Annotated in this window: 15 protein-coding genes; 1 reads left to right on the forward strand and 14 read right to left on the reverse strand. The window is 34.6% G+C overall.

The features are described from left to right. Nucleotides 1-1,085: 1,085 nt before the first annotated feature. From G634_RS0100330 to G634_RS0100375, 8 genes are all read right to left on the reverse strand, one after another. Nucleotides 1,086-2,774 carry a GNAT family N-acetyltransferase gene (locus G634_RS0100330; protein WP_026503614.1) on the reverse strand — a complete coding sequence of 563 codons (1,689 nt, stop codon included), beginning with the start codon at nucleotides 2,772-2,774 and terminating at the stop codon, nucleotides 1,086-1,088. Next, nucleotides 2,771-4,717, reverse strand: a complete 1,947-nt coding sequence (locus G634_RS0100335; RefSeq protein ID WP_026503615.1) for a sugar phosphate nucleotidyltransferase — start codon at nucleotides 4,715-4,717, stop codon at nucleotides 2,771-2,773. The genes G634_RS0100330 and G634_RS0100335 overlap by 4 nt, the downstream gene beginning before the upstream one ends. 30 nt (nucleotides 4,718-4,747) lie before the next feature. Further along, nucleotides 4,748-5,737 carry a glycosyltransferase family 2 protein gene (locus G634_RS0100340; RefSeq protein ID WP_026503616.1) on the reverse strand — a complete coding sequence of 330 codons (990 nt, stop codon included), beginning with the start codon at nucleotides 5,735-5,737 and terminating at the stop codon, nucleotides 4,748-4,750. Between the two features lie 418 nt (nucleotides 5,738-6,155). After that, entirely contained in the window at nucleotides 6,156-7,718 is a 1,563-nt protein-coding gene (locus G634_RS0100350; RefSeq protein ID WP_026503617.1) for an NAD(P)/FAD-dependent oxidoreductase, read from the reverse strand. 709 nt (nucleotides 7,719-8,427) lie between these two features. Further along, on the reverse strand, nucleotides 8,428-10,545 hold the full coding sequence (locus G634_RS0100355; RefSeq protein WP_026503618.1) for a DUF2142 domain-containing protein: 2,118 nt from the start codon (nucleotides 10,543-10,545) through the stop codon (nucleotides 8,428-8,430). Nucleotides 10,546-10,620: 75 nt separating this feature from the next. Further along, entirely contained in the window at nucleotides 10,621-12,663 is a 2,043-nt protein-coding gene (locus tag G634_RS0100365) for a DUF6044 family protein (protein WP_026503619.1), read from the reverse strand. 132 nt (nucleotides 12,664-12,795) lie between these two features. After that, entirely contained in the window at nucleotides 12,796-13,797 is a 1,002-nt protein-coding gene (locus G634_RS0100370; RefSeq protein ID WP_026503620.1) for a radical SAM/SPASM domain-containing protein, read from the reverse strand. A gap of 6 nt (nucleotides 13,798-13,803) precedes the next feature. Beyond that, nucleotides 13,804-14,760 (reverse strand): glycosyltransferase family 2 protein, encoded by a 957-nt coding sequence (locus G634_RS0100375; RefSeq protein ID WP_026503621.1) that lies wholly within the window; start codon nucleotides 14,758-14,760, stop codon nucleotides 13,804-13,806. A 406-nt stretch (nucleotides 14,761-15,166) separates the two neighbouring features. Here G634_RS0100375 and G634_RS0100380 point away from each other — a divergent pair, with 406 nt between their 5' ends. Then, nucleotides 15,167-16,216 (forward strand): SGNH/GDSL hydrolase family protein, encoded by a 1,050-nt coding sequence (locus G634_RS0100380; protein WP_026503622.1) that lies wholly within the window; start codon nucleotides 15,167-15,169, stop codon nucleotides 16,214-16,216. Between the two features lie 440 nt (nucleotides 16,217-16,656). On the opposite strand, the gene G634_RS0100385 is transcribed toward G634_RS0100380, so the two are convergent. The 6 genes from G634_RS0100385 to G634_RS0100410 form a co-directional block, all read right to left on the reverse strand. Then, a complete protein-coding gene (locus tag G634_RS0100385; protein WP_026503623.1) occupies nucleotides 16,657-17,748 on the reverse strand; it encodes a GDP-mannose 4,6-dehydratase in 1,092 nt (363 codons plus the stop codon). Continuing rightward, a complete protein-coding gene (gene rfbF, locus G634_RS0100390) occupies nucleotides 17,748-18,521 on the reverse strand; it encodes a glucose-1-phosphate cytidylyltransferase (RefSeq protein WP_026503624.1) in 774 nt (257 codons plus the stop codon). Before rfbF ends, G634_RS0100385 begins: the two co-directional genes overlap by 1 nt. A gap of 102 nt (nucleotides 18,522-18,623) precedes the next feature. Next, nucleotides 18,624-19,736, reverse strand: coding sequence for a DegT/DnrJ/EryC1/StrS family aminotransferase (locus G634_RS0100395; RefSeq protein WP_026503625.1), 1,113 nt, complete (start codon nucleotides 19,734-19,736; stop codon nucleotides 18,624-18,626). Continuing rightward, nucleotides 19,726-21,246, reverse strand: a complete 1,521-nt coding sequence (locus G634_RS0100400) for a hypothetical protein (protein WP_026503626.1) — start codon at nucleotides 21,244-21,246, stop codon at nucleotides 19,726-19,728. Before G634_RS0100400 ends, G634_RS0100395 begins: the two co-directional genes overlap by 11 nt. Next, nucleotides 21,247-22,188, reverse strand: coding sequence for a glycosyltransferase family 2 protein (locus G634_RS0100405; protein WP_026503627.1), 942 nt, complete (start codon nucleotides 22,186-22,188; stop codon nucleotides 21,247-21,249). It abuts the gene before it with no gap. After that, nucleotides 22,181-22,600, reverse strand: a complete 420-nt coding sequence (locus tag G634_RS0100410) for a sugar 3,4-ketoisomerase (protein WP_026503628.1) — start codon at nucleotides 22,598-22,600, stop codon at nucleotides 22,181-22,183. The genes G634_RS0100405 and G634_RS0100410 overlap by 8 nt, the downstream gene beginning before the upstream one ends. Between the last annotated feature and the right edge of the window lie 3 nt (nucleotides 22,601-22,603).

Below are 22,603 nucleotides of genomic sequence, written 5' to 3' on the forward strand. Positions count from 1 at the left end.
ATAATACATTTTAGGGTTCTGTATAGTCCATTTTGTTGTTTGCATATCTCATCGCAGATATGCTTTAATTGAGTGTTTTATCACAGTTCATAAAAATGGTTTTCTTTGCTTTTTATTACATTATCTGTAATATTCTTTGCGTTTTCACTCTGCTTTCGCATGATAAACTGATATCATATCACATATCTTGTGTTTTTGCGTTTATATATGTTACAAAAAAGCGTTTTGTTTTCGCTTTTTTTCGTCTTTATGATATCATTTTTTTGTATACGTTTTTTCATAATATTATTATATCAAATGCAGATAAATTGCATACCTTTTTTATTGTATTATCTTAGTTCGATAATATGTTATCTTTTTTTCGTGTGTAAGATATGACGTTTCGTCGAGTTTTCAACATTTTTTATATGGTTGTGATAACATATCATTTGTCGCGCGGAGCTGCGATATCAAAAGAGTTTATGAATTAAGCCTAGCATTCCTAAGCTATTTTGATTATTTTCGACAGGATGTCGAAATAGCAGGATGCTGCAGACAAGGATGTTTACGATATTATGCTTGATTCATAATACCAAACGAAAAATGGATGTTTCGTTAACTGTTAGTCTTATCCAAAAACATACTAACTATTCGTGGCTTGTTACTATGTTTTTGTCTTAGATTTTTTTAAAATCTTTGAAGGATAAACCTCTACACATCTGGAATGGATTCCGGAAATGGCTTTTTTAAAAAGGATTTTAGAAAGTCAAGACATCTTGCCGAGATTTCGGACTATCCTCAGCAAGAGTCTAAACACATGGATGTAATAAAAAGATCACAGGAATTAGTTTTAACTACCCTCCTCGTGCATAAGCACACGCCTTGTATAATCAGCTGTTACAGCAGCTCATTCTATGGCAATAAAGCAAATTCCTGTTAAAAGACATCATAGATTGGATACTTTGATCAGAAATGGTCGGTGGTCATCGACACATGCACGAGTTCTATTTTCGTGAAGGGGTAAAAACCTTTCTATGATGTTGGTTTTTTTATAAAAATTATCGTTTCAGACAATCCTAGCCGTTTGAAGCGATAATTTTTTTTGATTAATTTTCAAAGCATTTGGATAGAGCAGCAAGAACAGCTCCCTGTCCCCATGGATAACTACTATATATTTGTCTATACACGCCTAAGTCCTCACATGGACCTAGCGCATCTGTTACATGTCCGTCTTGATTAATTAGCTTAAAAAGACCTGTTGCTCCAAGAAGTATTCTTTCTTCTAATAATTCTTTTGAAAGCATATCACCTTCAATGAACTTTGAAGCTTTTTTTATACTATAGATTATCATTCCAGAAGCAGAACTATCTATTCTACTTCTATTACCTGGCATTACCCATGAAAAGAGTCCATCATTTCTTTGAGATTCAAGGACTTTGCAGGTCAATTTTCTCATCCATTTCAAAAGTTCTTCATAACCTTCAAAATCTTTTGGAATATCAACTAAGCACTCAGAAATCCCAAGCATCAGCCATCCTATAGCACGTCCCCATCCCAGAATTCCAATAGTCTGAGGATACAACCTGTTATTATCTTCATCATGATTACTTTCTGTTTCCATAAAACTGTAACCATGATAAGGAAGCTTTGTTGCTTCTTCCGTTGAATACTTTTTAAAATTAAGAAGATTTGCCAAAGCAATATTATAAGCTTTTTTGCTGTCAAAACTGTATTTATTTAAGGCGTTATCTTCTTTTTTATCTAATTCTTTTTTATTCTCTATTTTTTCAAGTACTTTTCCAAATGCAGCAAAGAACATCGAAACCATTCCTACTCCGTCAGCAAGAACATAATCATCTACGCCTTTAACATTATAGATTACAGAACCTTTTTTGTCTTTTTTTGCATTTTCCAAAAAAAACGCAAGTTTTTCTGCATGCTTTAGATATGCTATATCACCTGTTTTTTCAAACATTCTAAGAAAAGTAACACCAAAAAGAGCATCATCTACGTGCTCAAACTCTTTATTTTGCTTTTCCCAATAGGATATATATTCTCGTGACAAATCAAGAGACTGTTCTATAGAAGTATCCTCTGTCAGTCCCAGTAAAAGCATTCCTGCCGGCCAAAACAGAAGGTCTTTTGACAAACCTCCTCTTCCTATAGCTTTTTTTACACCTGACTTAACTTTATCTTTTAAATCAGGATGCTTAATCTTTTCCAGCATAGAAAATGATGCTTCACACAATTTACTAACCACATCACTTGGATTCATCTCAAGACTATACATCTGTTTTACGCATCCGTCAGTACATACTATATCTTCTATTTTGCCAGTTATTCTTAAACCGCCTCTAGTAGCGCTTTTAACAGAAGTAATATTGTCATCGAAAATTTTGGCCCTAGAAAAAGGCATATGATACTTCAAAAAGACATAACTGTTTGCAAGAAAGGTTACATTTTGTCCTATTCCCTTTCCTCTTTCAAGGCTTTCTCCGATAAACAGCCCATATTCTCTGCTGTTATCTTCATCAAGAGGGTTAAACACTGCACATCCAACTTCCCTATCTTGCCCACTAGAATCATTTTTTACGCATATGATAAACATATGCATAATTCCTGTTTCTATTTTCTCTTTGAAAAACTTCTGCTCCTGTTCTAAAGTAAGAAGTTCACGATAGATGTAATGTTTTCTTACATCTTCACTGTTTCTCCATTTTATTATTTTGGCACAGTCTTCATATCTTGCTTCTCTAAGACCGACTACATCATTCTCGATTACATATTTTTTCATATTTTCTTTCCGAACTCGTTAACTGTCTTTCTATAAGCCTTTGGATTACCTATATCGTAGGACTCTCCATCTGGCACAAAAGCATACATTCCGCTTTGGCTTCTAACATATTCTAATGCATCTGTTAACTCTACTTCACCCTTAGAATTTGTAATGTTCTCTTTAGCTGCAACTTTCAATCTGTCAAAAATCTGAGAATCAATTACATAAGCTCCAAATGCCGCATAATAGTTTTCTCTATGCTTTCTTGATGCTACTGATAGATACTGACTTGCATATTCTATCGTAGGCTTTTCTGATATTTTTACAAGATTAAGGACTTTTTCTTCCTTATCTTCCCACACACCACTAAATATTCCATAACTTGATACTTCATCAAGATTTACTCTATGAACTGCCACAACCTGTTTTCCATACTGTTCGTAGGTATCAAGAAGCTGCTTGGTACAAGGTCTTTCCTCAAAGGAATCATAGATTGTATCGCCAAGAAGCAGTAATATAGGTTGCTGATTTGCAAATTCTTCAGCTTGTAACACCGCATGTCCGAATCCTTTTGCTTCTTCCTGATAGATAAAATGAAGCTTTTCTCCAATCTTTTGAATATGCTGCTCATAGTTTTTCATATTCTCAGGAAGTTTCAAATAATGTTCATTAGAAAGAGGAGTCATAAAGAAATTTCTATAATACTCTTCCTCTTCATGATTAATTACCAGACCGATTTCTTCTATTCCTATGTTGTCTAATTCTTCTAAAAGCACAAGAATAGCTGGTTTTACAAGTCCATCTTTATCAAGCACTGGAGCAAATTCTTTTTTTACACCTCTTGTAAAAGGATACATTCTAGTACCAAAACCAGCAACTGTAATAACTGCTTTTCTTACTGACTTGGTAGGTTTTAAAGTTAATGAATATGCTGTCATCTTTCTGACATTCTCCAGATACTCAATTAACTTTTTCTGAGTTTCCTCATCTTTTGCAAGAAGCTGAACTGTGCCATCACCCTGAGAACCAACACCTTTTACACCATATGTAAGTTTCTTTATCTCTTCATCATCTATTACGCTATGAAGAACAGGTGCTTTTAATTCACGCGGACTCATTGGTGCAACTTTTTCATCAAAAAGTTTCTGAGCACTTGTCATAAGTTTTCCAAGACCTTCTACGTCACCTTTAGAGATACATTCCATTGCCTTTGTAACAATTATTTCATTGTCAGCACCAAGTGCCTGATGAATATTTTTCTCTTTTTCAGAATCTGCAAAAGGGAAAGCCTTGTTTAAATCAGACAGTATCTGAACAGTATCTTTTCCTGCCATAAGATCTGCAAAAACATAATGAAGAGGTTTTTTGACAGTAATTCTTTCTACATCAAGCTCATTTCCATCAAATACCATTGAAATCGGTGTAACTCCATAGGCACAAGCCTGATCGAGGCGGCCACATCTAGAAGGAGTTCTCTGTTCTCCAAGATACGCGATATTCATAATTCCCTTAGTGTTAAGATGAAGGTCATAAAGTTCATTAAACGCTCTTGCTACCATTACGCAGATAGCTGCAGAAGAAGAAAGACCACTCTTAATAGGCAAATCCATTCCTGTAATCTCAAGATGAATTCCACCTACGTGATACCACTCTGAAATGTATGAAGCAACACCGGCAACATATGAAAAGAAGCCACCTTTTCTTGCTACTTCTCTTAATTTGCTCATTTCCATAGGGCAAGAAAAATCACTTCCCTGAAATTCTTCAATTTTACTAGAAACAGAAAAACTATCGTCACATACTGCCTCGCCATATATTCCCTGTTCGATACCAGTAACAAGCGCATGACCTGGAACAATAGCCGAGTTCATCGTTTTATAAAGTCCGGCCCAATCGCTATGCTCTCCAAATAAGCATAACCTTCCTGGAACAAATAGTTTAACTTTCTTTTTTTCATTCATAAAATTAAAATCCTTTCAAAATGAATGTTTTCATCCCTTATAGTGTCTTTCATAAGGCTGCCAGGTTCTCTCACTAATTATATACCTTGGTCTATGCTTGGATTCCATATATATCTTTCCTACATAAGTTCCGATTACGCCTATCGAGATAAGCTGTATTCCACCAAGAAAGCATATGATACAGATAAGTGATGCCCAGCCCGGTGCACCTAGACTAAGTACAGATACTATAATAGCCCAAATAATGCCAATAAATCCTACTGCTGATACGAACATACCAAATGTGGTAATAATAGAAATAGGTTTAACTGACAATGAGGTAATTCCATCAAATGCCAAATGGAGCATCTTTGACAACGGGTAATGAGATTCTCCTGCCATACGCTCATGACGCTCATAATACACTTTAGAACTCTTAAATCCTACTAGAGGCACCATTCCACGAAGATAGATATTTACTTCATGAAATGAAGCAAACTCATTTAAAACTCTAGAACTGATAAGTCTGTAATCAGCATGGTTGTAAACTACCTCTGCACCCATTGAATTAAGAAGTTTATAAAATGATTCAGCTGTAAAACGCTTAAAAAATGTATCAGTTGTTCTGCTTGATCGAACTCCATATACCACTTCGGCGCCATCTAGGTATTCATCGACCATTTTGTCCATAGCAGTTATGTCATCCTGACCATCACAATCTATTGATATGGTAATATCACAAACATCCCTTGCTTCCATTAAACCTGCCAAAACAGCATTCTGATGGCCTCTATTTCTACTTTGTGACATTCCTATAAAATGTGGGTTTTCTTTGGATAATTTCTGTATTATTTCCCAGGTTTTATCCTTAGAACCATCATTTACAAATAAAATTTTACTTTTATCAGAAATCTTACCATTTGCGGTTAATGTATTAATTCTATCAAGAAAAAGCGGTGCTGTAACAGGCAGAACTTCTTCCTCGTTATAACATGGGATAACTATCCACAGTATTGGCTTTCCAGTATTCTCAGTTTGCATTTCTACCCCCTTTTTTCTTTGCATAAAAGATAATTTTTGTCACTGCGTTCCAAAAACCATGCAAACTGGCCATTTTAAAAGGCTTCCCCTTGGACCAGTTTGCCACTTGACTTTTGTTCTCACGAAACTCGCAGTAAATGCGAGTTTCTGAATATAAGTGACAAGATGTCATAGATTTTTGTCACTGCGTTCCAAAAACCATGCAAACTGGCCATTTTAAAAGGCTTCGCCTTGGACCAGTTTGCCGCTTGACTTTTGTTCTCACGAAACTCGCAGTAAATGCGAGTTTCTGAATATAAGTGACAAGAAGTCATTCTTAATTCTCAAAAAACTCTAAACAATAACTAAGAGCCTGTAGTTAAAAAAATACAGACTCTTATATAATAAGTTTTATAGTTAATGTTGTCTAGTACTGCTATCACTTAGATTCATGATACTCTTTTTCTGTATTGACACTCCAGACATTGGATTTATCTGTTACTCCATTCATAATGTCTTTTACTGCCTCAAAAGATGTACACATGGAGTGATCAATGTTATTGTAACGATGCTGACCATTTCTTCCTACACAGAAAAGGTTATCAATAGAATCAAGGTATTCTACAAGAGTATCGATTTCATCATATGTATCAAAGTAAGCAGGATATGCTTTCTTAACTCTTTCCACATGATAATCAATAACCTCTGAAACATCTTTGATAAGTCCAAGTGTTACCATTTCTTCAAAGCTCTTTTTAGCAAAATCATCATCGCTCATTTTCCACATGTCATCGCCTTCATTACAGAAGTATTCAAGACCAAGCCATGTAGTATTTTCCAAATCTTTAACAAGGTATGGAGACCAGTTATTATAAATCTGGAATCGTCCCATAGAAACTTTTCTATCATGAACATATACCCAGTTATCTGGCACAATATTACCTATAGTCTTCATATTGGTCTTGTTTTCAAGCTGAAGATGAGGGATAAGGACACCTACCGTCATATAATCTCTATAAGGAAGTCCTTTTGCTATACGGCTTGGAGCATCTGGTACATCATTCATTCCTGCAACAAGATCTTTTATAGGCATTGAAGAAATGACATAATCCCCTTCAACTCTAAATTCCTGACCATCTTTCTCATATATCAGACCTGTTAAATGATTGTTTTCATCCTTAAGTATCTTTGTAACTTTGGCATTAGTAATAATCTGTCCGCCTTTTTTCTGAACTTCTTGCGCAGTTACATCCCACAATTCCCCAGGTCCAAGCTTCGGATAGCTAAACTCTTCTATAAGAGAAGTTTCAACTTTTCCGCCTTTTTTACCTGATTTTTTACGAAAAGCATTTTTGAGAACAGCCATAATTGATACACCCTTAACACGCTGTGCGCCCCAGCTTGGATCAATCTGACTTGGATGACGTCCCCAAAGGTTTTCTGTGTAATGTTCAAAAAACATAGAATAAAGCATCTTACCAAATCGATTTATATAAAAATCTTCAAGCGAGTTTTCTTTTCTCTTAAAGAAAACCGCCTTCATATATGAAAAACCAACAAGTATTGTGGTTCCAATGCCCATATTCTTAAATGTTTCAAACTTTAAAGTTATAGGATAATCAAAAAATTTTTGCTTGAAGAAAATTCTTGAAACTCTATTCCTTCTAAGCATTACTCTATCCTGCTTCTCAGGATCAGGACCACCCTCACAAATCGTTGCCTGTCTGTTTAAAGCTACATCATCATAAGCAGGTGCGCCTTGTCTTGGAAGCATTTCATCCCACCATTTATTAACTTCAGGAACTTTGGAGAAGAAACGATGTCCTCCCATATCCATTCTGTTGCCCTTATAGTTTACAGTTTTAGAAATACCGCCAAATTCACTTGACTCTTCAAAAACTACAACTTCAATCTTTTCATTTCTTTCCTCGGATTGTTTCAATAACTCGTATGCAGCTGTAAGACCTGCAGGACCAGCACCTATTACCAAAGCCTTTTTCATAAGTTATAACCTTTAATAGCTCCCTAGAATAAGCATATAGAAACTTATATAAATGGGTAACTTTGTTTCCTTTCCTTTTTCAACATTATGTGATGCGTATTCCCTCCAACACACGTTGCCATCTGCCCCCTCATACAAACAGCAAATACCAAAAGTAAATATTGGAACTTTTTTACTTTTAGAACTCCATCACAACTTCCTACTAAGTAGAAAAACTTTTTTGTTATTCATTAACAACTTTTCTATTATAGCGGATTATTACCTAAAATACTAGTATGCAATTAATGCTGTTAACGTTTTCTAATCTTATAGATTTTTGTCACTGCGTTCCAAAAAACACGCAAACTGGCCATTTAAAAAGGCTTCGCCTTGGACCAGTATGCCACTTGACTTTTGTTCTCACGAAACTCGCAGTAAATGCGAGTTTCTGAATGTAAGTGACAAGAAGTCATACTTTATTGTTTCTATATAGTCCGTTTTACTGTTTGTATATTTCGTCGCAGACACGCTTTCGCTTGATTATAAACGTAGTGGTACGTAATGCGCTAAAAAACAGCGCATAAGTACCAACGTTTATAAACAGTTCTGCTCATGAAATATTACAAGCCAGTAAAACTAATCTACTATGTATTCAAAACAATAAAGTATAGATAATATTCACCTGTTTCTACAAATAATAAAAGATTCATAAACCTTTCAAAAACTGATTTTATAGACAGTATTTACCTATATCTACAATAGTAATCATCAACATCATAAAAAGAATAATATCTGTACATGAGCAAAGTCCTGATTCTATATTAACTTTCCCATTTTCGTCATAAACAATTCTTTCCATTTGCCTTGGATAAGACGCTTTTATGGTTCCATAGATATTTTCTCTTCTTTTTTGAAAAAGGGTGCTTATCCCTACTCCTAATATAGGTAATACCGGAGTAAAATATCTTCCCTGAATTCCTCTTATAAGATAATCACCTACTTCATTCCAGGTAACATATATACTTCCAAGAATAAGAGCAAAACCAGATATAGAAATAAACATCAATATAAAAATATTTCTTTTTCTATAAAGCTGCCTTATAGAATTTCCATTAGCAGTATTTATAGCAAAAATTACCAATAAAACAAATACAACAATTTCATTGGTTCTTATATCCAGCTGCCCCAAATGATCACCTATCATTTCTCCAGTCCACATCCCACCATATGTGGTCATGCTTCTTACTACAGTCATAATAGTATCAAATACATGTGTTAATACATATAATATCTGACCTTTAGCATCTATATTATCGCCATTTGAAATAAACGCTTTTCCAAATAACATATTTGAAATAATGCATATTACAAATGGAATCATAACAAGAGTGAGTTTTTTGGTTTCAAGCCTTAGTCCAAATATATTTTGGGGCTTTTCAAACAGCATAAGTGTCATAAGAACTATTACTACATACACTATTTTGCACGAACCAAGCATACATCCTAGCAATAAAAGAAAACCATATTCTTTTTGGGTTACTTTTCTTTCTTTTTGAATAAGATTCAAAACAAAAGCTATATATAAAAAAGCAAGTGCCATTGTCATGCTATCTGATGTAATCCCCATCATCTCTTGAAGCGTTGTTGGAAACATCATTACTATAAACAGCATTTCCTTACAACACGGCATCAAGTATAATGCAATCGTACATAATATCCAAGCAAGAATAAATCCAAAAACTCTTGCAGTCACGAAAATACTCTGAACATTATCAGTAAATAATTTTGCAGTTTTAATACCTATTATCTGAGGAATATAGCACACAGGTGCATATAATGCAGTATTACTAAATTCCACTATGCCTATATCATTTGTATCTACTACACTTTCTTTCTCTTCGAAATTCATAATAGATGTAGGAAGCATATCTCCAACGACACCTTTTTCTTCGTCATAGACTTTTGCAAACAACTTCCCTTCGGAAAGTTGATATGCTCTGTAAAAGTGATTTGCTTCATCAGGAACTTTTCCCACAGGAAGCGCTACAAGCATTGCAATACCGCTGCACAATAGAACAAAAGACATCATCGGAACTCTCTTTTGACAAAAAAATCCTATAATGCCAATTAATGCAAGTACAACAATAAGGAACACTCCAACATTCTGATAATACCCATTTTCAATTGCATGATCTGTCAGATACTGCAAAAAAACGAACTCTAATACAAAAGAAAGTACAACAGGTATTAGCTTTGATACAATCATTTCATCTGGTATTTTTCTAATAAGCACAATCAAGAAAAGTCCCAACAAAAAGATGCAAATTTTAGATATTTGTACCGAAAAAACAGCACTTTTTAAAGATGTCTGATTTGAGGAATGTAAAACTATAACAGGTGATGATGTAGCTGATTTACAATATATTCCAATATCCTTATTAGTACTTATTACAATTTGATACTTCTCGTTTTTCTCAAGATTGCAATCAACTTTCATTGAATAAATGTCATTCCTTGTCCTTGGAAAAACATCCATTTCCTGTTTTGCAACTACATTTCCACAGGAATCAAACATACATGCAAAAATTTTTGCATCTTTATCTGTTTTGCTGCTTATCCTAAGTCTAAAAGACAATTCTTCGACAGACTCTCCATTTCCTTCAATTATCGAAGTTGCATATTCATCCTGTCCAAAAAAATAATAAGTGTAATCTTTTTCTTCATATAAAAGCCTGTTATCTTTATCAATATCGTATGCTTTTATCAGACCAAACGGCATCACCATTATAAACAAAAACAAAAAGACCAATACACAAAAAAGAATACGTATTTTAAAGTGTGAAATCATATTCTTCCCCCTGCTTTTATTTTTTTACCCAAATATCCAGTAAAGCCCGCAACGCGTGCGGGCTTTTTATAACTATTAAAAATTTGCTTTCTTTTTAAGTTTTCCATAATAAGCATTTTCTTTTGGGAAATACATTTTCCATATGTATCCCTCTGTCTTCCAGATAGTGCTCATTTTCTTCTTAAATGCATTTTTCTTATCTATTTCACGCTGAATCTTAGCCTGTTTTTCAGCTTCTTTTATTTTGGCCTCAACATTTTCATCAAGACTATAGACATATATTTTATATGCTTTACCCTCAAATTCTCCTAAAGGTTGCATGAACAAATCAGCAGCATTTTCGATTTCTACTCTGGAAAAAATGTACTTACATTTAAGATTGGAAAGCTTAGGTGCATCTATATACAACTTATCAGTAGTTATTCCTCCTAAAGACTTACTGTACATAGGAAGTGACTTATATGTTCCAGAATATAGATACAGTCTTATTCCTGAATTATCAAAATACTCTTTTGATGCAGGCTGCAAATCAAGCGCAGGAGAAATAACTTCTCTCCACTTATCTTTATAACTTTGAGGATAATAACCTAAATATCCATCAAGCGTTGAAATATTGTTATATTCAAGAACAGCCGGATACAATCCATAACTTACAGCCAGTTCTTTCTCGTTATATCCTATTTCCTTTTTTATCTTATCGAAAAGGTCTGTATCAAAAAACTCACCATAGCTTAAAGAATCTACAGTTTGTCCATTATGTTTGCTCTTATAGTACTTTGCATGTGCTGTATAAAACAAATCATCGTATCTTGCAGACTCTCCAAACAAAAGCATAGGCTGAATCAAAATCACAATAATTGCCAAAATCATAAAACCAAATGATACTGCCTTTACAATTGTTTCTTTCTTTTCTTCAAGATTCTGAGCCATTATACATATTCTGTAGCATGCCAAAAAGAAAGATACATACCACAAAAACGGATTAAAGAATACTGTTCTGTTAAACTGAAATCCTTGAAGCTGAGGAATAATCGAAGTTACAAAGTTTCTTACTTGTTCAATATTATAAATTCCATAGATTACACTGTTAAAAATAATAATAAGTGCTGCAAGATTGTAGTAATCCCTAAAGCATCCTGAAATATTATCATTTTTAATATATGTGGAATTCAGGTAAAAGAAATATATAACACACACAGGCAAAACAATATAAAGATGTGCATCGTTTGCATGCATCATACCATTTGCCCATACATTTATAATCTCTTTTATAACATCAAAAGCTCCAAGACTTGCTACTTTCATTGTTGACCTTATGGTCACTTCATCTGAAAACAGCATTGTCATAAATAGTCTATACTCGCAAATAACGCTTCCTATTGCATATAGAATCCATGAAAGGAATAAAAATCCCGGAAATTCATGGTCTTTTAGCCACATCCAAATAATACCAATCAGCATATATCCTAGAATAAAAATTCCAAAATAACTAAAATATGACAGCATTGGAAATAGGAATATGAGTAAAAACCATATAAACGCTGGCTCTGTATATATTTTTCTAAGCAAGAAAATAAAAAGAGGTATGGATGCAAATGCTAAACCAAAAGCCGGAAAAAGATTCAATATTCCGTAAGCAAATGCAGCAAGAGCCGAAAGTGCCATTGCCTCATGCGGATCACGATATACAGAATGAATATAATATACGTCATATTTCTCACGTACATCGAATCCTTCATTTTCAAATACGTCATATGCCAAAAGGCATCCGCCTAGCATTGCAATAACTATTTTCAAAAAATACAAAATAATATAAGCAGTGTATGACGGAAATATCATATAAATAATCGTTGATAAAGAAAACTCTGACGGTAAAACATTTCTTGAAATACCATTCAAAAAATCTGTCGGTGCATCAATTTTCCAAAATGACTGATCATTTCGCATCATTTGATACTGAGGCGTAAAAAGATCCAAATTGTCATGTATTGCAAAATAACTTCCATCCTGCCCTGCGGTAATAAATAAAATTGCTGTAGCTATAAAGAAGACACCAAGCAATATAATATACCAAAACTTTTTTAAAAATTCACCAATAGATTCATAAAAATCGCTCATTAAACCTGCTCCTGTGTATTTAGAATCATGATGTCATTACACTACCCATTTCTCTATAACATCATCAACTTTCTTACCCTTAACCTTTAGCAGTTTTACTGTAACTGTTCACTTATTTTAATCATATAACAATTATTTTTCCTGTTTAAAGACTTTCATTCTTTCCTGACCGCCAATTTTGTGAGCAGCTTCTTCACCATCCTGCAAAATAGCCTTTACAAGCTGCATTCTAAATCCTGCATCGATAAAGTCGCAATGCTGGCAGAATTTATAATTCTGTCTTCCATCAGCTATCATTCTTCTGACCTTCATGAGAGCTTCTCCCTCCCATGCCTCTTTTACACTAACGTTATGTAAGTCGGCAAAATCTGTCACTTCAAAGTTATCACAACAGCAAAGTCCCACTTTACCATTTGGCATTATCCACATATCTGTAAACGGAAGAAGGCAAGTCTCCTTAATGACTTTTTCTGTTGCCTGTTTATTTGGCGCTGATCCGGCTCTGTTTGTCAGAACTTCTTTCAGATATCTCATCTGAATCTGAATATCCAGATTCTCGAACTCAGATGGATTAGCTATTATATAATCATATATCTCCTGGATATTCTTATGAAGTTTATACTCAGTATCATAATTATTAATAATCAGCTGATTTATATAAGGCGCAATTGTTTTGACCTGTTCGAGCGTCAGCATAAGTCCATTTGTAGACATGAATATAAAACTATCCGGAAGCTTTTCTCTTGCATACTTGTGAAACTCCACAATACGTGTGTCAAGCCATGGCTCATTGTTTCCATAAAGTGTAAGGTGTCCCTTATATCCCCAGTCTGCAAGCTGATCAATAATAGAATAATAAAGATCATCTTCTATTTTTCGTAGAGGTCTTTTCTCTGCATGAACATTTGCTGTACAGAATGCACATGTAGAATTACATCTATTGATAGTCTCAATATTTACAACATTTGGCATAGGAACTTTTCCAGAATTCAGAAAATAGTCCACGTATTTCTTCTGAGCTTTCCCCCTTGTTACAAACTGAAGCTTAAGATAAGCATTACTTGCAAGGTTTGGAAAATAAATTCTAGCATTCCAACCTATTTTTCCCATAAAACTGTTAATTCTAATTGGCATACTCTTTTAATCTCTTTCTATATTTTTCTTTATCTCACTATTTTTTCGTCTTTGAAGACTGTTAAGCTGCATTTCAAACTGTCTTCTATTATTGATAGACATATTTGACAATGTCATTCCTACAAAAAATGATTGCAAAGAAGCTATCATTGTAAAACCACAGACAATTAGTGTAGGAAATCTCATAACTTCATGTGTTTCCCAGTAAGCTATAAAAACCGGAATCACAAAAACAACTGCAAGTATCGCAAGGATAAACGCAAGAAGTCCAAAGAAATTCATCGGCTTATAATCTCTAAAAAGTCTAATAATTGTTCTTAAAACTTTAAATCCATCTGCATAGGTATTTAACTTAGATAAAGACCCCTCCGGTCTGTCACGATATTCAATAACAACATTTTCTATTTGCATGTTGTTAGATACTGCGTGAATTGTCATTTCAGTTTCTATCTCAAAACCTTTTGACAACACTGGAAATGTCTTAACAAATTCATAACTGAAAGCCCTGTATCCAGTCATGATATCTCTAACATCACATCCAAACATTTTGTTAATTGATCCTCTTACGAGGCTGTTTCCAAAATTGTGAAAAGGCCTTTTATTCTCAGTAAAATAAGTAGAGGATAATCTGTCTCCAACTACCATATCTGCATTATGGTTAAGTACTTTATCTACCATTTCAGGTGATGCATCCATAGGATATGTATCATCACCATCTACCATAACATAACACTGCGCTTCTATTTCTCTGAACATGCGCCTTATAACATTGCCTTTCCCCTGCATATACTCATTTCTAACAATGGCACCTGCATTTTGAGCTATTTCTGCGGTTCTGTCTGTAGAATTATTATTGTAAACATATATTACAGCATCCGGTAATGCAGATTTTGTATCTCTTATTACTTTTTCAATAGTTTTTTCTTCATTATAACAAGGTATAAGTACAGCAACTTTATCCATCTACAATCTCCTGTTTAAACGCCCTTTGTTGACATTATAATCTTTGTAATTGTGTGACAGGGCTCATTACTGCCAGCTCCAAACTTATGTATTCTACCAAAGTCGATTGAAAAACACTTCTTCTACCTATTATCACTAGCATGTTTTTCTCTTTGGGCATAGCACCGGATGTATTATACCACAATTCCAAGAAAATGTTTAAATAGTTCTTTTTTTTCTTATTTATGTTATAATGTTGTTTTGTTAAAACTATTTTCAGTTTGTTTTAACGTAAGTGTAATACTATCTTAACATGTATGCACCGGGGTTACTGATTTTTTCAAAGTAACAAACCTAGTAAATTTCTTTTTGAAACTTACCTTCCGTGGTTTATGAAGTCATATATGTTGTTTTTTAGGAGGTTTTAATGCAAAGAAAACTAAAGATTTTCACATCTATTATACTTAGTGTTTTCACTCTAAGTGCCTGTAAATTTGACTCGACTATTCCTGCTTCAAACAATGCAGCAAGCGCTTCAAGTTCAAGTTCCCTGCAGGCATCAGCTGCTATAATCGCTACTACAAATACGGACTCTGGCAACGAAGCCAGTTCAACTGCATCAAGTGCTTCAAGCAGTTCAGATGCAGCATCAAGTGCTTCAACTACAGAAACACCCAAGAAAACTACTAAAATCGTATTTCTTGGAGATAGTCAGTTTAACAACGGAAGAGACAGCGGAACATCTGTAGCTAAATATGTTCGTGACTTTACCGGTTTCGAAGTTTACAACCTTGGCTGCGGCGGAACAACCGCCAGTCTTAATCCAAAAGACAATTATCAGTCTAAAGAGCCTTGCTTTATCAATGTCTGTAGATATTTAAAAGGTGAAATTGATGCTTCTATTTTCAATCAGCCAGCATACTCTGCAGCAGCTGCTGTGGCAGGAACTTTTGATCCAAAAGATGTTGACTTTTATGTTGTTGAGTATGGTATAAACGATTTCAATGCTAAGCGCCCTCTATCAGATGGTAAAAGTACAAACGGTGCCGTTTACTATGTCTCTGCAATGAAAATGGGATTAACCTGGCTCAAAGAATTAAGTCCTAATGCCACCATCATTTTATGTCCGCCTCTATATGCTCAGTTCTGGGGAAAAGATGGTTCTTTCCTCGGTGATGGAAATGTATACAGCAACGGAATAACCAATCTCCATGAATATGCAGATAACTGTGCTCAGGTCGGAAGAAGTCTTGGATGCATTGTTGTTGATACTTATGATGGAAAATACATGGATTTAAATAGTATTAACGCCAAGAAATGGCTTGAAAAAGATGGTATTCATCTTACAAGAGCAGGAAGAGTAACATTCGCAAGCGTTATATCTCACTTTATAAATAAAAAAATGGGATATGATAACAGCGAAATCAATTCCCCTTACACTATTGATACTTATATGACTGCAGAAGATAAGCACTAAATATAAGTGACAAAAACCTATACTTTATTGTTTCTATATAGTCCGTTTTACTGTTTGTATATTTCGTCGCAGACACGCTTTCGCTTGATTATAAACGTAGTGGTACGTAATGCGCTAAAAAACAGCGCATAAGTAAATGCGGCATAATTTAAACACTTTTAAATTATGTCGTCTGCCGTAGGCAGATTTAAAGGCATTATTTATGCCTTTAAACCCCAGATCAACGTTTATAAACAGTTCTGCTCATGAAATATTACAAGCCAGTAAAACTAATCTACTAAATATTCAAAACAATAACCTATAACTTTTTGTCAACTTCATTCAGAAACTCGCATTTACTGCGAGTTTCGTGAGTACAAAAGTCAAGTGGCAAACTGGTCCAAGGCGAAGCCTTTTCAAATGGCCAGTTTGCGTAGTTTTTGGAACGCAGTGACAAAAATCTATAAATTCTTATACTCAAAATACCAATCGACAAATTTTCTCAAGCCTTCCTCAAGTGATGTTGATGGCTTAAATCCAAAGTTTTTTTCAAGATCTGATGTATCTGCATAGGTTTGATACACATCACCTGGCTGCATTGGAAGAAATTCTTTTTTTGCTTCAATCTTCAAGTATTTTTCAAGAAGCCTCACCATATCCATCAAAGGTTCAGGATGATTATTTCCTATGTTGTATATTTTATATCTAGCACCTTTTCCATTATCTATAGGTGGATGAAAAATAACATTGCAAATTCCCTTAATAATATCATCGATATAAGTAAAATCTCTTCTCATATCTCCATTATTATAAATCTGAATAGTTTGTCCATTAACAATTTTATCTGTAAATTTATAATATGCCATATCAGGACGTCCCATTGGTCCATACACAGTAAAGAATCTAAGCCCTGTTGCAGGTATGTCATATAGTTTACTATAAGCGTGTGCCATAAGCTCATCTGACTTTTTTGTAGCTGCGTACAAACTTACTGGTTCATCAACTTTATCATCTGTCGAGAAAGGGACTTTGGTGTTTCCACCATAAACAGAACTCGAAGATGCAAAAACAAGATGTTCCACCTTATACTGTCTGCAGCATTCCAATATATTATAAAAACCAATTATATTTGACTCTATATAACTGTCCGGATGATCAATGCTATAGCGAACTCCAGCCTGAGCTGCAAGGTTAATTACATAATCAGGATGAAAACTTGCAAAAATGCTTTTTAACGTATTTCTATTAGATAAATCACCCTTAATAAATATAAACTGTCCTTTTCTATTGTCATTCTTAATATCATCTAGATTAAATAATTCTGATAATGCTTTATTGTCATTTTCTAATAAGTCTGCAGTCTTATAAACAGAAGAAGTCTGCTCAAGAATACATAACCTCTGCTCTTTCAGCGATACATCATAATAATCATTAACATTATCTAATCCCACAACAAAGCAGCCATTTTCCAAAAGCTTTTTAGATAAATAAAAGCCAATGAATCCTGCTGCTCCTGTCACAAAATATATCTTTGTGTTATCTATTTTTTCCATTATTCCCACACTTTCCAAGGAGCATTACCACATGCCCACAATTCTTCAAGCCTGTCATGCTCTCTTTTAGTGTCCATACACTGCCAATAACCATCGTAGCGATAACCTTTTAACTGATTTTCTGACGCCAGCTTCTCAAGTACATCTTTTTCAAAGACGGTATTATCACCTTGGATATAGTTAAAAATCTCAGGTTCTAACACCATATATCCTGCATTGATTCTGCTTCCGTCACTATCATTTTTTTCTCTAAAAGCTGTTATTGTATCTCCATCCATTTCCATAGTTCCGAACCTCTGACCAATATTAACAGATGTAATGGTAGCAATCTTGCCATGACTTATATGAAAACGCAAAATGTCATTCATGTCAACATCACTTACTCCATCACCGTATGATAACATAAATCGCTTATTTCCAATATACTTTTGAACTCTTTTGATTCGGCCTCCAGTCATGGTATTTAGACCGGTATCAACTACAGTAACCTTCCAGGGTTCACTTGAATTATTATGTATAGTCATATGATTGTCTCTTGTTAAATCAAAAGTCACATCACAATTATATAAATAATAATTAGCAAACCATTCCTTTATTATATGCTGTTTATATCCGGCACAGATAATAAACTCATTAAATCCCCTTGCTGAATATTCTTTCATTATGTGCCATAAGATTGGCTTTTCCCCTATTTCAATCATCGGCTTAGGCTTCAAATGACTTTCTTCACTTATTCTGCTGCCAAATCCGCCAGCAAGTAACACTACTTTCATACCTTCTCCTATTTTTTATACGTAACCAATTATGCAAAAGTTCCTGCTTCGCAGGACAAAATTTGTCTTAACGACAAATTTTGGTCTAGTACGTTTTTTTCATCAGATATGCTTAAAGCTATTAAGACATTTGATTACTCTTTCTTGTTCCTTAAGAGTCATTCCTGTATACATAGGAAGTGACAAAACTTCATCTGCATACTGCTCTGTTATTTCAAGTGAACCTTTCTTTAATCCCAGATACTCATATGCCTGTGAAAGATGTGGTGGAATAGGGTAATGACAAATCGTTGTTATTCCATTTTCTTTTAAATAATTCTGAAGTTCATCTCTGTACTTAGGAACTCTAATAACATATTGATGCCAGACCGCCTTGCAATTTGCTCTTACCTCTGGAAGAATGAACAAAGGATTGGAGATATTCTCCGAATATCTTTTTGCAAGGCTTTCTCTTTCATCATTTATTTTGGGAAGATGTTTAAGCTTAACTCTTAAAAGTGCAGCCTGCATTTCATCAAGTCTTGAATTTGCTCCAACTACCATGTTGTAGTATCTCTTCTCACTTCCATAGTTTCTATAGATTTTGAAGAGTTTTGCAAGATTCTCATCATTTGTAGTTACTGCACCTGCATCTCCAAATGCTCCAAGGTTCTTTGACGGATAAAAAGAAAAGCATCCTACGTCTCCAAATGTTCCTGTCATCTGTCCGTTATACATTGCGCCATGAGACTGAGCACAATCCTCTACAAGCTTAAGATTGTATTTATCACACAATTCTTTAACCTTATCCATTTTTGCGCTCTGACCATATAAATGAACGACCAGAATAGCTTTAGTTTTATCAGTAATCTTCTCTTCAATTTTGGAAACATCAATCTGATAGTATTCATCAGGCTCTACGAAAACAGGTGTTGCATCATTTATCGTGATTCCCATTACGCTAGCAATATAGGTATTTCCCTGTACAATTACTTCATCGCCCTTGCCGATTCCAAGAACCCGAAAAGCCAGCCATAATGCATCTAACCCACTAGCTAGTCCAACTGCATATTTTGAACCTATAAAATCTGCAAATTCTTTCTCGAAAGCTTCAACTTCTTTTCCTAAAATATACCATCCCGAACGAAGAACTCTTAGACAAGCCTCTTCATACTCTTCCTGATTTTCAAAAAAGGCACGATCCATTCGGCTCTGCATAATTACGTCATTTTCCATATTTTTGTTCAAACTCCTCTCTTGGAACGGCTATAACACTGTTTTTCCCATAGAATCTTTCTGTAGCATAGTTAGTATACGAATCTTGGTCTCTCATAAGTGCAAAATGCATAAATGGTCCCTGCTGATCATTCATCTCAGGTACAACAGCATCTTTGATTTCTTCATTCTCCAATATCGCAAGACGTTCCTTCATCTGTGTTTCAAAATCTTCAAGCTGACCACTTGAAACAAACTGATAGCATGTATAGTCTAGCGAAGTCTTTACCATTTTCTTTGATAGAAGCAAAAACAATAAGCCTGATACTGCAAATACTGTCACCTTAAGAGTTTTCTTATTAAAAAATCCAAAGAAAGATGTCTTGTATTTCAAATAAAAAGCAAAATATACTGTTAAAAGAATAAGCGCTATTGCAAAAGTGTAGTAATATGAATCAAAAACCCCACCTGAATATCCTGATCTAACATCTCCCGCATACATTTGCGGAGCATAAACCGATGAAACAAGACAATAAAACATAATAAGTATAAGAACTGGATGTTCAAATATCCTGCTGTTTTTAGCTCTATTATCAGCAGTTCTTGCAACTATAACAAATGTCGCTAACACCAACACCCACAAAAGCTTATTATCGCAGAAGTATTTTGCATTCGAAACTATACCCTCTTTAAACGAATTAACAACAGCCATAATAGCTCTCATTGGTCCAAATCCAAAATCTTCTCCACCTCGAACTTTATTTCCCGGAGCAGCTGCACTAATTCCAAATCCTATAAGTTCTATAACAATTGGAAGGGCCAGAAGATATACGTTTTTTACCCTCTTTTTCTCGATTATAAGCATCCAAGCTGTAATAAAAAAGATGCTGACTAACGATATTACGACTTCTGGATAGCCTGCTCCTCCAAGGTATGTCATACCTATAAGAAGTCCTATATAAAATTTTCTATGACCAGTCTCTAAAAAATTTAGACAGGCTGTTATGCATAAAAGGACGATTCCAAACGGAAATACATAATGAATCATTCCTGTGTACCAAAAATAAGCTGCTCTTGGATATGGTGCCCACTGCAACAATCCAATACTTAATAAATCAAATATAACCACAAATGCTGAAAAAGAAAGACCAAATCTTTTTACAAAAACATTTTTGATAAAGATAAAAGAGCATCCAAGGAGCATTACAAGTGCAATCCATGTAGTTATTCTGTAAAAATGCTCACTTACAATTACAGGAACTATTCTAAACAAAAATCCAGATGACCATGTTCCCTGAAAGTGATTGTATTCAAATACCATATCCTTAAAAATTGCCTGCATTATTCCTACAAAGCCTGCACCATCACGCATTGCCTGTTTTGCTACTGCACCGTACACAAAATCATCACCCGTTGCATAGTTGTGAAAAGAACAGTATGCAATAGGCAGAATTGAAATAACAGTTACAATCGTAATCAGAATTGCAATTATATCTAGAGGTTTTATTTTCTTATTATCTATTTCACTCATTTAGTCCTTCTCCAACCCATTGTAAGATACTTTCTCATCGATAATAAATACTGGTCTCTTTCTAGATGCATCAAGAGTCCTCCACAGGTATTCACCAAGTATTCCAAGCATTACCAGAATAAGTCCCATGCCAAATAGCAGTACACACATAAGTGATGCATATCCTGCAATAGGTGTTCCAACTGTAACATGCTCTACTATTGTATTTATTCCTAAAATAAGTGCAAATAAATCAAATAATGCCCCTGCTATTGTCATAAATCTAATAGGAATATATGTAAAACTCATCATAGAATCTACAACTAGCTTAAATTTCTTACTGAACGTCCAGCGGCCTTTTCCAGCCTTTCTATCCTGACGATCAAAATAAATCTTTTCAGATTTAAAACCTACCCACATTACCTGAAGTGTCAGAGAAGAATTCTTTTCATCGAGCATCTCGATTACATCTATTACTTTTCTATCAATAAGATAACAATCGCACCCTCCTTTAGGCATTTCCTTATTGACCGTTTTTCTAATAAGGGAATAATACATACCTGCAAAAAGCTTCGTCATAAAGCTGTCCTCTCTTGAGCGCCTTACTGCAAGAACAACTTTATTTCCACGTTTCCAGCTATCATACATTTCCAGAATAAGTGACGAATCCTCCTGTAAATCTGCCTGCTTAGTTACAGCACAGTCGCCTGTACATACAGAAAGCCCTGCCAGAATAGCAGCATGCTCACCAAAATTTCTGGACAACCTGGTGCAGACTACATTGGAGTCTTTTTGACCTATTTTATTCATAATCTCCCATGAATTATCCCCAGAACCATCATCTACAAAGACGATTTCATATTCTTCCAGTTTGGAAAGGACTTTAGCTTTCAAGTCCTCATATAACATTTCAAGTGTATCTGAATTATAGTAAACAGGTATTACGATAGAAAGCTTACTCATGGTTTTTCTTTATTTCCTCCAAAAATGCATCATAGTCTCTTATATACTCTTCTTCAATGTAGTGTTCGCTGGCAAGTACTAAAAGAACTGAATCCGGAGAAAAATTGTACATTTCTTTCCAAACCATTGGTCCTAAATAAAGTCCCATTCTCGGCTTATCTAAATGAATCACCTCTCTACTTGTACCGTCATCTACTAAAACGTCACTGCTTCCTGCAACATTTATAAGCACAAACTCAGTATATCTGTTAGCATGGATTCCTCTTATAACAGTGTCATCTGAACCAGACATATAGAATACCCTTTTAATATCAAATGGTATATCCATCCCATTTCCTTCTGCAACAACGAGATTTCCTCGCTCATCACCATACTCTTTAAAGTTAAGTACTTCGTAAGTCTTTTTAGCCATCTT

The sequence above is a fragment of the Butyrivibrio sp. NC3005 genome (genome assembly GCF_000424545.1).
Classification (GTDB): Bacteria; Bacillota; Clostridia; order Lachnospirales; family Lachnospiraceae; genus Butyrivibrio.